Here is a 16,548-nt window from a genome sequence, read left to right as displayed (position 1 = left end):
AGCACATGGACCTCAGACCGGAACTACTCCCGCCGCCCGTCGCCCCCGAATACCTCGCCGCCCTCGCCCGCGAAATAGAGCGCATCGACCACCTGATCACCACCGGCGACCCCGACGCCGCCATCGCCGTCATCGCCGCGTTCAACCAGCACACCGGCCACGACTACGACTTCACCGACTTCGTCGAGTACAGCTCCTACCGCGACCTGCTCGACTTCGCCCAGGAAGCCGCACGCCCGGCCCACCCCCGCGTCCCCGACATCACCCGCGACGAACTCGTCGAAATCGTGCGCAGAATCCGCGCCGCCGACCCGGACGCCGACTACTACCTGCTCCTGTTCCGGACCAACGTGCCCCACCCGGCCCCCACCAACCTGATCTATCACCCGCCCGCCGACCTTCGGGACGCGACCGCCGAGCAGATCGCCGACGCCGCTCTCGCCTACCGACCGATAGCCCTCTGATCCGTACGCGGAGAGCGCCCTCGACGCGATTCAGCCGCAGTGGCCCACTGGCGAACAGGCAGTTCGGCCGACTCCACTTCGAGTAACTTCTGCCCCACTCCATGTCATCGGCGACCATCAATCGCTGATGACGCGCATGCGCCGCCGCTGTCCGAGCATCGCCGGCGAAATCGCAGTGCGGTCGGTAAACATTAGCTCTATGTTATATTTTCCCTGTGGCCTGGGAAATCGTCCTGCTGGAGCCGGTAGACGACTGGTTCATGAAGCTTTGCGTGTCCGACCCCGCGACCGCTGTCCAGATCGAGCAGGCTCTCGACCGGCTATCCATGGTCGGCCCAGCGCTCGGCCGCCCGCTCGTCGACACCCTCGAGCACAGTCGACTGCGCAACCTGAAGGAACTTCGTCCGGGTTCTTGCGGCACCTCGGAGATCCGCCTGCTGTTCGTGTTCGATCCCGACCGCGAGGCGATCGTCCTGGTCGCGGGCGACAAGGCCGGGCGATGGTCACGCTGGTATGACAGCGCGATTCCGTTGGCGGAGAAACGATACGCCGACTACCGCATCGAGAAGAAGGAGGAGACATGAGCCCTGCGCGCAATTGGCGTGAGGTCAAGGCGGAGGCCCACAGCCTGCAGCCGGAAATGGGCAATCCCGAGGTTCGGGCTGTGGCCTCCGCGCGACTCGATTCCTTCATCGCGGGGCATCACCTCAAGGAGTTGCGCAAGTCGGTGGGAAAGTCCCAAGCCGAAGTCGCCGCCGCGCTCGGCGTCTCACAGTCGCGGGTCTCGCAGATCGAGAGCGGCGACCTGTCGGCGATGGAACTGGACACCCTCCGCGGGTATGCGCGAGCGCTCGGCGGGCATCTCGATATCACTGTGAGCGTGGGACCGCACAGCATCAAAGTCGCGTAGTCGGTTCAACTGCCCTGACCTCGAGGTCTACCGACGGGCCGCGAGACTCGATCTCGTGGGAGTCGCGGTCATCGGGGGCGGATCGAACGCCCTACTCGGTGAGATCGTCCGCAGAATCCGCAGCGCAGGCGTGGACGCCGCTACTGAGGCCTCGTGGACTGCCGACCGCTTCGGCCGTGAGACCCATGCGAGCGCCTGCGAATGGTCCAGTAGATCTCCTGCGAATAGTCCAGTAGAACGCCCCCGGACTGATCGGTGGCGACTTCGCGCCGACGCTAGACACCGCCCGCGCTCGGCCGCAGCGGCAACTGCCCGAATGCGAATCTGCTCCCGATCGCAGGTCAGCGCTCGTCCTCGGTGCCCCGGCTCGTTCTACACCCCTCGGGAACGCACCGCCCGGGATTCACCCTGTGACAACTCCGACAGGTTCCCAGCAAACCGACCTCGAGTCCCCTGCCTGGCATAATGTGGGACAGCTATGGATCTTGGTTGGTCGGGCATGGGGGGCGACGGTAGATTGTTCCGGTGATCAGCACTGAAGATCCCGGCTCGGCCGGTCGGCGGGTAAGTGGCACGGCCGGGCCCATGTAACAAGATCGGTCTTGGACAGATAGTGCCAATGAACATTTTTGCCTGATTTGTACGAGAACTGAACCTGGATGAGCAGGCGCCACCCTTCGATCGGTGAGCGTCCTGTCCGGGTGTCGTCGGGGAGCGCTTGCGTGGTGTTCCGGAAGCGAGGTTTGGGTTGGACCGGCTGGATTTCGGCGGGAACGGCGAAGCTGGTGGCGAGTACTTCCCACTGTCGCCCGCGCAGCTGGGCATCTGGTATGCCCAGCACGTCGATCCGCAGGTGCCGATCAATATCGCACAGTATGTCGCCATCGACGGTGATCTCGACGTAGGCGCGCTGGAACAGGCGAGTCGCGATGCCGCGATCGACATCGGTTCGGGCTTCCTGAAGATCGTCGAACGCGACGGCGAACCGGTGCAGACGATCGATCCGTCACAGGATTCGACCCTGGAATATGTCGACCTGCGCGACGCCGACGATCCCGAGGCCGCCGCGGCCGAGTGGATGCGGGCCGAGTACAGCCGACCCCTCGACATCTCCCGCGATCGCCTGATCCGCGCGGCGGCGCTGCACCTGGCCGATTCGCGCTGGTACTGGTACTCGCGGGCACACCACATCGTGCTCGACGGTTTCGGCGCCATGACCTTCATGAACCGGATCGCGGAGCTGTACACGGCGGCGGTGAACGGCGAGGAGCCCAAACCCGCCAAGGCCACCGATCTGCGCACGCTCTACGAGCAGGAGATCGCCTACCGCGACAGTTCGCGGTTCGTGTCCGACCGACAGCATTGGGCCGAGCGGGTGGAAGGGCTGGAAGAGGGTTCCAGCCTCGCGGGACGTTCCGCGCCGCCGTCGCCGGTCAACGGGATCGCCAGCGCCGCGCTGTCGACCGAGCAGAACGATCTGCTCGGCGCCGCGGTCGAACGCCACGACAATTCGCCCGCTGGTCTGCTGATCGCCGGTTTCGCGGCGTATCTGGCCCAGATCACCGGCGCCCAGGACGTGATCCTGAGCCTGCCGGTGACCGCGCGCACGACCGCGGCCATGCGGCGTTCGGGTGGCGTCGTATCCAACATCGTGCCGCTGCGTTTGACGGTCGCGCACGACACGACTGTCTCCGACCTGCTGAAATCGGTGACGGTCGAGGTGTCGGGGGCGCTGCGTCATCAGCGGTACCGGCACGAGGACATCCGTCGCGATGCCGCGGGTGACGGTGTGGTGACCACCGAGTTCTTCGGGCCCTGGGTCAACATCATGCTGTTCCACAGCGAGATGACGCTCGGCCCGATGGTCGGCCGGTTGAATGTGCTGTCGACCGGCAGCATCGAGGATCTCGGCGTCAACTTCTACCAGTCCGGCACGGGCTCGCACATCGATTTCGAGACCAACCCGAACCTCTACACCGACGACGAGGCGCGCACCCATCACGCGCGGTTCATGGAATTCTTCGCGCGGTTCCTGGCGGCCGACGCCGGGACCGCGGTGTGGGACCTGCCGGTCACCACCGAGGCCGAGCGCGAACTGACGCTGCTGGAGTGGAACGACGCCGAGCAGGCTGTTCCGACCACGACCCTGCCCGCGCTGCTGGACGCGCAGATCGAGGCGACCCCGGACAATATCGCGCTCGATTTCGAGGGCGCGACGCTGACGTACGCGGAGTTCGGCGCACGGGTCAACCGGCTGGCGCGGTTCCTGATCGCCGACGGTGTCGGCCCGGAGTCACTGGTCGCGCTGGGGATGCGGCGTTCGCTGGAACTGGTCGTCGGCATGCACGCGGTGCTGCGGGCCGGTGGCGCGTACGTGCCGATCGATCCGGATCATCCGGCCGATCGCACCGCCTACATCCTCGAATCCGCGGACCCGGTCTGCGTGCTGACGCTCTCGCACGACGATCTGGAACTGCCGGAGTCGGTGCGGCGGGTGGAGATCGACACCCTCGACGTGTCGGAGCTCTCGGACGCGCCGATCACCGACGCGCAGCGCAGCGCGCCGCTGCGCGAGGACAACACCGCCTACGTGATCTACACGTCGGGCTCGACCGGACGCCCGAAGGGTGTCGCGGTCACCCATCACGCGATCGTCAACCAAGAGCTGTGGATGCTCGACGAGTACCGGTTACGCGCGGACGACGTCTACCTACAGAAGACCGCCACCACCTTCGACGTGTCGCTGTGGGGGTATTTCCTGCCGTTGATGGTGGGCGCGAAACTCGTCGTCGCGGCCCCGGACGGGCATCGCGATCCGCTGTACGTGGCGGACATGATCGAGCGGCACGGCGTGACCGTGACCGATTTCGTGCCGTCCATGCTGACGGTTTTCGTCACCCACGCCACCGAAGCGCAGTGCGCGACGCTGCGCGCGGTCTTCGTGATCGGCGAGGCCTTGCCGCCGGAGACCGCCGCGGGGTTCCGCGCGATCTCCACCGCCGGTCTGCACAACCTGTACGGGCCGACCGAGGCCGCGGTATCGGTGACCTACTGGGAAGCCACCGCCGCCGACACGATCACCGTCCCGATCGGTATTCCGGAATGGAATGTCGAGGTCTACGTGTTGGACGCGCGGCTGCGTCCGGCCGCGATCGGCGCTCCCGGTGAGCTGTATCTGGGTGGTCGTCAGCTGGCGCGCGGATATCGCGGACGCCAGGATTTGACCTCGGACCGGTTCGTGGCGAATCCGTTCGGCACCGGCGGGCAGCGCATGTACCGCACGGGCGACCTGGTGCGCTGGAACGCGGCGGGCGTCCTCGAGTACATCGGCCGTACCGATTTCCAGGTGAAATTCCGTGGTCAGCGCATCGAGTTGGGGGAGATCGAGACCGTCACCCTCGCGCATCCGTCGGTGAGCCAGTCCGCGGTGCTCGTGGTCGACACCGCGACCGGTCAGCAATTGGTCGCCTATGTCGTTTCCGCGCCAGGCCGGTCCGTCGATCCGGTCGAGCTGACGCGTTTCGCCGCCGAACAGCTGCCCGGCTACATGGTGCCCGCCTCGGTGATGGTGCTGGACGGGTTCCCGCTCAACACCAGCGGCAAGCTGGACCGTAAAGCGCTGCCGGAGCCGGTGTTCAGCGTGGACGCAGCCGGTTTCCGCGCGCCGCGCACCCAGGCCGAGCAGATCGTGGCGGGGATCTTCGCCGATGTGCTGTCCCAGGATCGGGTCGGCATCGATGACAATTTCTTCGATCTCGGCGGTAACTCGCTGGTCGCCACCCAGGTCGTGTCGCGCATCGGCGCGGCGTTCGGCACCCAGATCGGCGTGCGCGCGCTGTTCGAGACGCCCACCGTCGCGGGTTTGGCGACCCGCGCCGAGCAGGCGACCCCCGCCGACAGTTCCCGCCCGCCGCTGGTCGCTCAGCAGTTGCCCGCCCGGGTGCCGCTGTCGCTGGCGCAACAGCGGATGTGGTTCATCAACCAGTTCGATCCGACCGCGCCCACCTACAACCTGCCGTTCGTGGTGCGGTTGCGCGGACATGTCGACATCGCGGCGCTGAAGACCGCGCTCGACGATGTGATGGCGCGCCAGGAATCGCTGCGCACCGTCTTCCCGGAATCCGGGGACGGCGGTTACCAGCAGGTGGTGCCCGACGACGAGATCAACCTGGCCATCGCGGTCGCCTCGATCGACGAATCCGAACTCCAGGCCACCCTGACCGAATTCGCCTCCACCGGATTCGACGTCTCGCGAGAACTGCCGATCCGCGTGCGGATCTACCAGGTCACCGGCGGTTCGACCAACGGCACCCCCGATCACGCGGTCGCGTTCGTCGTCCACCACATCGCCGCCGACGGTTTCTCGTTCGGGCCGCTCTCGCGCGATGTCGCCTCGGCGTATCTCGCGCGCGCCGCGGGGGAGGCGCCCGCGTGGTCGCCGCTGCCGGTGCAGTACCAGGATTACAGCGTCTGGCAGCGTGAGCTGCTCGGTTCCGAATCCGATCCCGGTTCCATGGCCGCGCGCGAGATCACCTACTGGCGCAGGCAATTGGCGGGCCTGCCGGATCAACTCGATCTGCCGACCGATCGCCCGCGTCCGCCGATGCAGAGTTTCGCGGGCAGCCGGGTGACCTTCGAGGTCGACGTCGATCTGCACGTCCGCCTCGCGGCGTTGGCGCGCGCGCAGGGTGTCAGCCTGTTCATGGTGATGCACGCGTCGCTCGCGCTGCTGCTGGCGCGACTGTCCGGCACCGACGACATCGCCATCGGCACACCGGTAGCGGGCCGTGGCGAGCAGGCGCTCGACGACCTCATCGGCATGTTCGTCAACACCCTGGTCCTGCGTTCGGAAATCGAGGGCGGCCAGCCGTTCACCGAATTGCTCGCCCGCACCCGCGACACCGACCTCGCCGCGTTCGCCTACGCGGACGTGCCGTTCGAACGACTCGTCGAGGTCATCAACCCCACCCGCTCCCAGGCGCGGCACCCGCTTTTCCAGGTGATGTTGTCGTTCCAGGAGATGTCGCACGCGGGCCTGGAATTGCCGGGTCTTTCGGTGACCGCCGACGAACTCGACGTCGACATCGCCAAATTCGATCTCCAGTGGACGGTCACTGAGGAACGCGGCGGGCAGGGTGAACCCGCGGGCATGTCCGCGGTGGTCTCCTTCGCCACCGATCTGTTCGACGCGGACACCGTCGCGGAATTCGCCCGCCGGTTCCTGCGGGTGCTCGAAACCGTCGCCGCCGCACCGGAATCCATGGTGCACGATATCGACATCCTCGACGAGGTCGAGCGCGCCCAGGTGCTGTCCGGGTGGAACCGGACCGCCGCCGAGGTGCCCGAGGCGACCCTTGCCTCGATGTTCGGGGCTCGTGTCGAGCGCACCCCCGACGCGTCCGCGCTCACCTTCGACGCGACGACTCTGTCCTACGCCGAGTTCTCGGCGCGGGTGAATCGTCTGGCCAGGCACCTGATCTCGCTCGGCGTCGGCCCGGAGTCGATGGTCGCGCTCGGCATGAGCCGTTCGCTGGAGCTGGTGATCGGCATGTACGCGGTGACCGTCGCCGGCGGTGTGTACGTGCCGCTCGATCCGGATCATCCGGCCGATCGCACCCGCTACGTGCTCGAGACCGCGGCACCGGTCTGTGTGCTGACCACCTCGCGCGAGGGTTTCGGCGCGGGCGAGGTCGAGACGGTCGACATCGACACTCTCGAACTCGACGGATATTCCGACGCCGCCGTCTCGGACGCGGATCGTCGTGCGCCGCTGCGTCCGTCGAACACCGCCTACGTCATCTTCACCTCCGGTTCGACCGGCAGGCCGAAGGGTGTGGCGGTCTCGCATGCCGCGATCGTGAATCGCCTGGTGTGGATGCAGGCCGAATACGGGCTCGAATCCGACGACGTGGTGTTGCAGAAGACCCCGGCGACCTTCGATGTGTCGGTGTGGGAGTTCTTCTGGCCCTTGCAGATCGGCGCGCGCCTGGTGATCGCCAAGCCGGATGGTCACCGCGATCCCGGCTATCTGATCGACGTCATCACCGACGAACAGGTCACCGTGGCGCATTTCGTGCCGTCGATGATGTCGGTGTTCGTGGCCGAGGGCGGCGCGGACGAATGTGTCACCCTGCGGCATGTGTTCGCCTCCGGCGAGGCACTGCCCGCCGCGACGGCGCAGAAGTTGCGCGAGCTGACCGGCGCGCGTCTGCACAATCTCTACGGTCCGACCGAAGCGGCGGTCGACGTCACCTATCACGAGGTGATGGCCGCCGACACGGTGTCGGTGCCGATCGGCGCTCCGGTCTTCAATACCCGTGTCTACGTGTTGGATTCGCGGTTGCATCCGGTGCCGGTGGGTGTCGCGGGTGAGCTGTATCTGGCGGGTGCGCAGTTGGCGCGGGGGTACGTGGCCAGGCCGGATCTGACCGCCGATCGTTTCGTCGCCGATCCGTTCGATCCGGCCGGTGCGCGGATGTACCGTACAGGTGACCTGGTGACCTGGACGGCGTCCGGTGAGTTGGAATACCTGGGGCGCACCGACTTCCAGGTGAAGTTGCGTGGTCTGCGTATCGAACTCGGTGAGATCGAGGCGGCGCTGACGGGGCTGGATTCGGTAGCCCAGGCCGTCGTGCTCGTGCGTTCCGACGATCGTCTGGGCGATCAGCTGGTCGCGTACGTGGTCGCGAGCGCGGGCCACGGGATCGATGTCGACGTCATCCGTGCCGCGCTGGGCAGTGAGTTGCCCGCGTACATGGTCCCGACCGCGTTCGTGACGTTGGACGCCTTCCCGCTCAACGCCTCCGGCAAACTCGATCGCAGGGCGCTGCCCGCGCCGGTGTTCGAGGTCAAGGTCTTCCGTGCCCCCTCCACACCGATCGAGGAGATCGTCGCCCAGATCTTCGGCGAGGTGCTCGGGATCGGCCGGATCGGCGTCGACGACGATTTCTTCGATCTCGGCGGCAACTCGCTGATCGCCACCCAGGTGGCCTCGCGGCTCGGTATCGCGCTCGACACCAGGGTGCCGGTGCGGATGCTCTTCGACGCCTCCACCGTCGCGGCGCTGGCCGCGCGCGTGGAATCGCGGGCAGGCGACGGCGCGCGCAAGGCGCTGGTCGCGCGCGAACGTCCCGAGGACGTCCCGCTGTCGCTGGCGCAGCAGCGCATGTGGTTCCTCAACCGGTTCGACACGGAATCGGCGGTGAACAACATCCCCGTCGCCATCCGCCTGTCCGGCGAACTGGATGTGGCCGCGTTGCAGGTCGCCGTGATCGACGTGATCGACCGGCACGAATCGCTGCGCACCGTCTTCCCCGAGACCGCGTCCGGACCGGTGCAGGTGGTGTTGGACGCGGCGCAGATCGTGCCCGACCTGACGCCGTATCGGGTCACCGAGAACACCCTGTTCGATCACCTGATCGACCTGGCCTCCATGGCCTTCGACGTCACCAGCGAAGTGCCGCTGCACGCGCGACTGTTCGAGATCAGCGAGACCGAGTACGTGCTCGGCATGGTGATGCACCACATCTCCGCCGACGGCTGGTCCATGGGCCCGCTGGCCCGCGACGTGATGGTGGCCTATGCCGCGCGCACGCTGTGGGAGCCGCCCGCCTGGACCGCGCTGCCGGTGCAGTACGCGGACTACTCGCTGTGGCAGCGCGAGGTACTCGGTTCCGAAACGGATCCGCAGTCGCTGATCTCCAACCAGATCGCCTACTGGACACGCGAACTCGCCGATCTTCCCGACGAACTGGTCCTGCCGTCGGATCGGCCGCGGCCCGCGGTGGCGACCTACCGCGGCGGCACCTACCCGTTCGTGATCTCGGGGCAGACCCAGCACGCGCTCGCCGAGTTGGGGCGGCGCTACAACGCCTCGCCGTTCATGGTGATGCACAGCGCGCTGGCGATTCTGCTGTCGCGGCTGTCCGGCAGCGACGATATCGCCATCGGCACGCCCGTCGCCGGTCGCGGTGAGGCCGCGCTCGACGACCTGATCGGCATGTTCGTCAACACCCTCGTGTTGCGCACCGATGTCGACGGCACCGCGAGTTTCGCGGATCTGCTCGCCACCGCGCGCGAGAAGGATCTGCACGCGTTCGCCAACGCGGACGTACCGTTCGAGCGCCTGGTCGAGGTGCTGAACCCGGCGCGTTCGCAGGCCCGCCACCCGCTGTTCCAGGTGATGCTGGCCTTCCAGAACACCAAGCAGGCCAACCTGGAACTGCCCGGTCTGTCGATAAACGGCATCGATTACGACGCGGGCCTCGCCAAATTCGACCTGCAATTGACGTTGCAGGAGATCCAGGACGAGAACGGCGAGCCGTCCGGCATGTCCGCCGAATTCTCCTACGCTCTCGATCTCTTCGACGAGCACACCGTCGCGGATTTCGCGCGCAGGCTCGACCGCGTTCTCACCGCCATCATCGCCGACCCGGATGTGCCGGTCGGCGATATCGACCTGCTCGACAGCGAGGAGACCGATCTCGCGTTGCGCGGCTGGAATTCCACCGTGCGGGAGTTGGATTCGGCGAGCACGTTGGTGGCGGAGTTCGCTCGTCAGGTGTCGGTGACTCCGGACGCGGTCGCGATCGTGGATCCGGCCGGTGGTGTCACGTTGACCTACGCGGAGTTCGGTGCGCGTGTGCATCGTCTGGCTCGGCGTCTGATCGCGGCGGGTGTGGGTCCGGAGTCGTTGGTGGGCTTGGGGATTCGCCGTTCGGTGGATCTCGTCGTCGCCGTGTACGCGGTGCAGGAGGCCGGTGGCGGTTACGTGCCGCTGGATCCGGATCAGCCCGCCGAGCGGGTGGGGCATGTGCTCGAGTCCGCGGCACCGGTCTGTGTATTGACCACCGCGCGTGACGGTTTCGACGCAGGCGGTATCGAGACCCTGGTGATCGACGAGCTGGATCTGTCCGGCTACGCGGATACCCCGGTGTCGGACGCCGAGCGGATCGCGCCGTTGCTCGCGCGGCATCCGGCCTACGTGATCTTCACCTCCGGTTCGACGGGACGCCCGAAGGGCGTGTCCATCCCGCACGCGGCCGCGGTGAACCAGGTCAGGTGGATCACCGGTGAGTACGGCATCGGCGTCGATGATGTCGTGCTCTTCAAGACGCCCCCGACCTTCGACGTGTCGGTGTGGGAGTTGTTCGGTCCCTTGTCCACCGGTGGCCGCGTCGTCGTGGCCACGCCGGACGGTCATCGGGATCCGCAGTATCTGGCGGAGGTGATCGCGTCCGAGCGGGTGACGATGACCTCGTTCGTGCCGTCGATGCTGAGCGTCTTCGCGGGCACCGTCGATGCCACGGGTGTCGGCGGCCGGGCGCTGTCCTCGCTGCGCGGCCTGATCGTCGCCGGTGAGGCGTTGACCGGTGACGCCGTGCGGGCGATCCGGCGGGTGAGCTCGGCCGCGGTGTACAACCTGTACGGCCCGACCGAAACCACCGTGCACGTCACCCACCTACCCGGTCCGGTCTCGGACGAGGCCGACGGGACCGTCTCGATCGGCGTTCCGGTGTGGAACGCGCAGGCGTTCGTGCTGGATTCGCGATTGCATCCGGTTCCGGTCGGTGTCGCGGGTGAGCTGTACCTCGCGGGCAACCAGTTGGCACGCGGCTATCACGGTCGGGTGGATCTGACGGCGGATCGCTTCGTGGCGAACCCGTTCGGTGCGCCGGGTGACCGGATGTACCGCACCGGCGACCTGGTGACCCGTGCGGCCGACGGCTCGATCGGCTACCTGGGGCGCACCGACTTCCAGGTGAAACTGCGCGGTCTTCGCATCGAACTCGGCGAGGTCGAGACGGCCCTGACCGGGTACGAACCGGTCGCTCAGGCGGTGGCCCTGGTCCGCTCGGACGCGCACACCGGCGATCAACTCGTCGCCTACGTGGTCCCGGCCGCCCATTCCGCCTTCGACCTGGAAGAACTGCGGACCTACCTGGGCGGCGTGCTGCCCTCGTACATGGTCCCCGGGGCGATCGTGGTCATCGACGAGATGCCGCTGACCCCCAACGGCAAACTGGATCGCCGGGCGCTGCCCGAGCCGGTTTTCGAGGCGCGCGAGTTCCGTGCGCCGTCGACGCCGATCGAGGAGATCGTCGCCGACACCTTCGCCGACGTCCTCGGGCTGGCGGGGGAACGACCGGTCGGCCTCGACGACGATTTCTTCGATCTCGGCGGCAACTCGCTGATCGCCACCCAGGTGGTCGCGCGGCTCAGCGCCGCGCTCGACACCCGGGTGCCGGTGCGATTGCTGTTCGAAGCGCCGACCGTGGTCGCGCTCGCCGCGCGTATGGAGGTCCACGCGGGCACCGGTGGCCGCGCGGCCCTGACCGCGCGCACCAGGCCCGAACATCCGCCGTTGTCGCTGGCGCAGCAGCGCATGTGGTTCCTCAACCGGTTCGACACCGATTCGGCGGCGAGCAATATCCCGGTCGCGGTCCGGCTGCACGGCCACCTCGACTTGGACGCGCTGCGCGGTGCGGTGGCAGACGTGCTGGCCAGGCACGAATCGCTGCGTACCGTCTACCCGTCGCACGAGGGCATCGCCTACCAGCGGGTGCTTCCGATGGCGCAAGCGATTCCGCCGTTCGACGTGGTCTCGCTGACCGAGGACGAGATCCCCGGCGCGCTCTACGAATTCGTGCTGCCAGGCTTCGATGTCACCACCGAGTCGCCGCTGCGACTGCGCGTGTTGCGCGTCGAGGGCAACGACGGCAAGCGCTGGCGCGACACCACCCAGGACTACGTGCTCGCGGTGGTCGTCCACCACATCGCTGCCGACGGCTTCTCCATGCGGCCGCTGGTACGCGATCTCATGTCGGCCTATATCGCGCGCCGCTCGGAGTCGGCGCCGACCTGGTCGCCGCTGGCCGTGCAGTACATCGACTACGCGCTGTGGCAGCGGGAGACCCTCGGCGGCGAGGACGACCCGGCGTCGCTGATCTCGGCGCAGCTGAACTACTGGCGCGACGCGCTGGCCGGACTGCCGGAGGAACTGCGGCTGTCGCAGCGTCCGCGCCGCGCCGTCGCCACCTACCGGGCGGGCACCCACCGGTTCCGGGTGCCGGGCGAACTCGTCGACGAATTGAACCGTCTGGCCCACGCCAACGGGACCACGCTGTTCATGGTGGTGCACGGCGCATTCGCCACACTGCTGGCCCGGCTGTCGGGCACCGACGACATCGCGATCGGCATCCCGGCCGCGGGCCGCGGCGAACAGGGGCTCGACGATCTCGTCGGCATGTTCGTCAACACCCTGGTGCTGCGGGCGCACGTCGATCCCGCGATCTCGTTCCGCGACCTGCTCGCGCAGGTGCGCGAACGGGACCTCCAGGCCTTCGCGCACACCGATGTGCCGTTCGAGCGTCTGGTCGAGGTGCTCAACCCGGCGCGTTCGCAGGCCCGTCACCCGCTGTTCCAGGTGATGCTGTCGTTCCAGAACCTGGGCCGGACCAGCCTGGAACTGCCGGGTCTTCGGGTGTCGGAACTCGAGATCGACCAGCCGACAGCCAAATTCGACCTGCAACTGACCCTCGGCGAGACGCCGGGCGGCCAGCCCCGCGAATTCGGCGCTGCCCCCATGGACGCCGAACTCGTCTACGCCGCGGATCTTTTCGACGGCGCGTTCGCCGATTCCTTCGCCGAGCGCTTCCTGCGCGTACTGCGTGGCATCACCGCCGACCCGGCCGCGATCGTCGGCGATATCGACCTGCTCGACGATACCGAGCGGGCCATGGTGCTCGACGAGTGGAACGCCACCGAATTCGAGGTCGACGCCGCGCTGACCTCCCCGGTCGGCGACGCCGCCGCGACCCTGGTGGCGATGTTCGAGGCGCAGGCCGCGCGTACGCCCGACGCGATCGCGCTCACTTTCGAGGGGACGAGTCTGTCCTACGCCGAGTTCGCGAGCCGGGTGCACCGGTTGGCGCGCTGGCTCAAGCAGGCGGGTGTCGGCCCGGAATCCTATGTCGGCCTCGGCATGCGGCGTTCGCTCGATCTGCTCGTCGGCATCTACGCGGTCAACGCCGCGGGCGGCGCGTACGTGCCGCTGGACCCGGACCATCCGGCCGAGCGCATCGAGCACATCCTGCGTATCGCGGGACCGGTGTGTGTTCTGACCTCGGGTGACGATATCGCGACGACCCGCACCCGTCAGGTGCGCATCGATCGGCTCGACCTGTCCGGATTCTCCGACGCTCCGCTGACCGACGCCGACCGGCATCGTCCGCTGCGCCCCGCCAACACCGCCTACGTGATCTTCACCTCCGGCTCGACCGGACGCCCGAAGGGTGTCGCGGTGTCGCACGAGGCGATCGTGAACCGCCTGGTGTGGATGCACGCGCAGTACGGGCTGTCCGCCGAGGACGTGGTGCTCCAGAAGACGCCTGCCACCTTCGACGTGTCGGTGTGGGAGTTCTTCTGGCCCTTGCAGGTCGGCGCCCGACTGGTGATCGCCAAGCCGGAGGGTCATCGTGATCCGGCCTACCTGGTCAGGACCATCGTCGATCAGCGGGTCACGACCGCACACTTCGTGCCGTCGATGCTGTCGGTGTTCGTCGCCGAGGGTGGGGCCGACGAATGCGTGGGCCTGCGGAACGTGTTCGCCTCCGGTGAGGCGTTGCCCGCCGCGACGGCGCAGAAGTTGCGCGAGCTGACCGGCGCGCGCCTGCACAATCTCTACGGTCCCACCGAAGCCGCCGTCGACGTCACCTTCCACGAGGTGACCGACGCCGACGTGCTGTCGGTGCCGATCGGCGCCCCGGTGTTCAACACCGGTGTGCTCGTGTTGGATTCGCGGCTGCGGCCGGTTCCCGTCGGTGTCGCGGGCGAGTTGTACCTGACGGGTGCGCAGTTGGCACACGGTTACGTCGGCCGCCCCGATCTCACCTGCGACCGGTTCATCGCCGATCCGTTCGCGCGCGACGGTGAACGCGCCTACCGCACGGGCGATCTGGTGGTCTGGACGCCGGACGGAGAACTCGAGTATCTCGGCCGCGCCGATTTCCAGGTCAAGTTGCGCGGTCTGCGGATCGAACTCGGTGAGATCGAAACCGCGCTCACCGCACAGGATTCCGTGGCCCAGGCGGTCGTGCTGGTGCGCCGGGACGAGCGCACCGGCGATCAACTGGTGGCCTACCTGATCGGCGACCCCGATCGGGCCATCGCGATCGACTCGGTGAAAACCGTGCTCGGCAGGCAGTTGCCGCCCTACATGGTGCCCGCCGCCTATGTCGTGCTCGACGCGTTCCCGCTGAATCCGTCCGGCAAACTCGACCGCAGGGCGCTGCCGGACCCGGTGTTCGAGGCACGGGAGTACCGCGCGCCCGCCACACCGGTGCAGCAGATCGTCGCGAGCACCTTCGCCGAGGTACTGACCGTCGAGCGGATCGGTCTCGACGACGATTTCTTCGAACTCGGCGGCAACTCGCTGATCGCCACCCAGGTGGTGGCCCGGCTCGGCCAGGCGCTCGACACCGAAGTGCCCGTGCGACTGCTGTTCGAGGCGTCGACTGTCGACGCGCTCGCCGCGCGGGTGGAATCGGCCGCGGGCCAGGGCGGTCGCGTCCCGCTGGCCCCGCGCCCGAGGCCCGCCGCGATCACGCTGGCCAACGGGGAGTCCGCCGCGCTGGTGCCGCTGTCGTCGGCCCAGCAGCGCATGTGGTTCCTCAACCGCTTCGACAGCCGCAGCGCGGTCAACAACATCCCGGTCGCGGTGCGGCTCACCGGCGATCTCGATGTCGTCGCGCTGAACGCGGCCATCGGCGACGTACTGGCCCGCCACGAGGCGTTGCGCACCGTCTACCCCGACGTCGACGGCACCGGCTATCAGCGGGTGCTGCACGCCGACGAGGTGCGTTTCGCGCTGACCGCCGAAACGGTGAGTTCGACCGCGCTGTCGGCTCGCATCATCGAGCTCGCCGGTACGCATTTCGACGTGACCAGCGAGATCCCGTTCCGCGCCGGTCTGCTCAGCCTCGATGAACGCAGCCATATCGTGGTGCTCGTCATGCACCACATCAGCGGTGACGGTTTCTCCCTGCGGCCGCTGCTGCGCGATGTCGTGCTCGCCTACACCGAACGCGCGCGCGGCGAGATTCCCGCGTGGTCGCCGCTCGAGGTGCAGTACGCCGATTACACGCTGTGGCAGAACGAGGTACTCGGTTCCGAGGACGATCCGGAATCGGTGGCCGCCGCCCAGCTCACCTACTGGGCCGAGCAGTTGCGCGACCTGCCCGATCAGATCGAGCTGCCCGCCGACCGCCCGCGCCCGGAGATCGCCTCCAACAGCGGTGGGCTGCACCACTTCTCGGTCGACGCCGACCTGCATCGCGCGCTCACCGAGGTGGCCCGCGCGCATGGCGCGACCCTGTTCATGGTGGTGCACGCGGCGCTCGCGACCTGGGCGGCCAGGCTGTCCAACAGCACCGATATCGCGATCGGCACCCCGATCGCGGGCCGTGGCGAACGCGCGCTCGACGATCTGGTCGGCATGTTCGTCAACACCCTCGTGCTGCGTACCGACGTCGCGGGTGACCCGACCTTCTCGGAGTTGCTCGCGCAGGTCCGCCGCACCGATCTGACCGCGTTCGCCCACGCCGACGTGCCTTTCGAACGTCTCGTCGACGTGTTGAGCCCGGCTCGTTCGCAGGCGCACCACCCGCTGTTCCAGGTGGCCCTGACCTTCGAGGCGGCCTCGGCCGCCGACGCGGGCACCGTCGCGCTGCCCGGCCTGAATCTCGATGTCGTCGAGTTCGACGCGGGCACAGCCAAATTCGATGTGCAGCTGACGGTGGGCGAAACCGCCGACGGCGCGTTGTCGATGTCGTGGAACTACGCCACGGAACTGTTCGATCCCGAGACGGTGGCGTCCTTCGCCGATCGTCTGGTGCGCATCCTGCACGCCGTCGCCGAGGATCCCACGGTCGTCGTCGGCGATATCGACCTGCTCAGCGAGGCCGAACGCCTCGATCTGTCGCAGCGCTGGGTCTCCTCCGGCCCCGACACCGTCACCGGACGTTTCGCCGATCCCGGACTCACCCTCGCCTCGTTGTTCGACGAGGTGGTCACCGCGCATCCGCATCGCACTGCCGCGAGGTTCGGCGCGGATTCGCTGACCTACGACGAGCTGGACCGGCGCGCGAATGTGCTGGCCCGCAGACTCATCGACGA

Annotated in this window: 4 protein-coding genes (1 of these 4 cut by a window edge); all 4 read left to right on the top strand. The window is 67.7% G+C overall.

The window, feature by feature from the left end:
- Positions 1-5 precede the first annotated feature (5 nt).
- Complete coding sequence (locus DAT37_RS32675; protein WP_109528755.1) at positions 6-464, top strand: hypothetical protein; 459 nt, start codon at positions 6-8, stop codon at positions 462-464.
- 215 nt (positions 465-679) lie between these two features.
- A complete protein-coding gene (locus DAT37_RS32670) occupies positions 680-1,048 on the top strand; it encodes a type II toxin-antitoxin system RelE/ParE family toxin (RefSeq protein ID WP_109528754.1) in 369 nt (122 codons plus the stop codon).
- Positions 1,045-1,374, top strand: coding sequence for a helix-turn-helix domain-containing protein (locus tag DAT37_RS32665; RefSeq protein WP_109528753.1), 330 nt, complete (start codon positions 1,045-1,047; stop codon positions 1,372-1,374). Before DAT37_RS32670 ends, DAT37_RS32665 begins: the two co-directional genes overlap by 4 nt.
- A gap of 748 nt (positions 1,375-2,122) precedes the next feature.
- Positions 2,123-16,548 carry the beginning of a non-ribosomal peptide synthase/polyketide synthase gene (locus DAT37_RS32660; RefSeq protein ID WP_109528752.1) on the top strand. It continues 22,741 nt past the right edge of the window, so 14,426 of the gene's 37,167 nt are visible here — the first part of the coding sequence; it begins with the start codon at positions 2,123-2,125; its stop codon lies beyond the right edge, outside the window.

Source organism: Nocardia aurea (assembly GCF_003123685.1).
Taxonomy (GTDB): Bacteria; Actinomycetota; Actinomycetes; order Mycobacteriales; family Mycobacteriaceae; genus Nocardia; species Nocardia aurea.
This window is presented reverse-complemented; position numbering and strand designations above follow the sequence as displayed.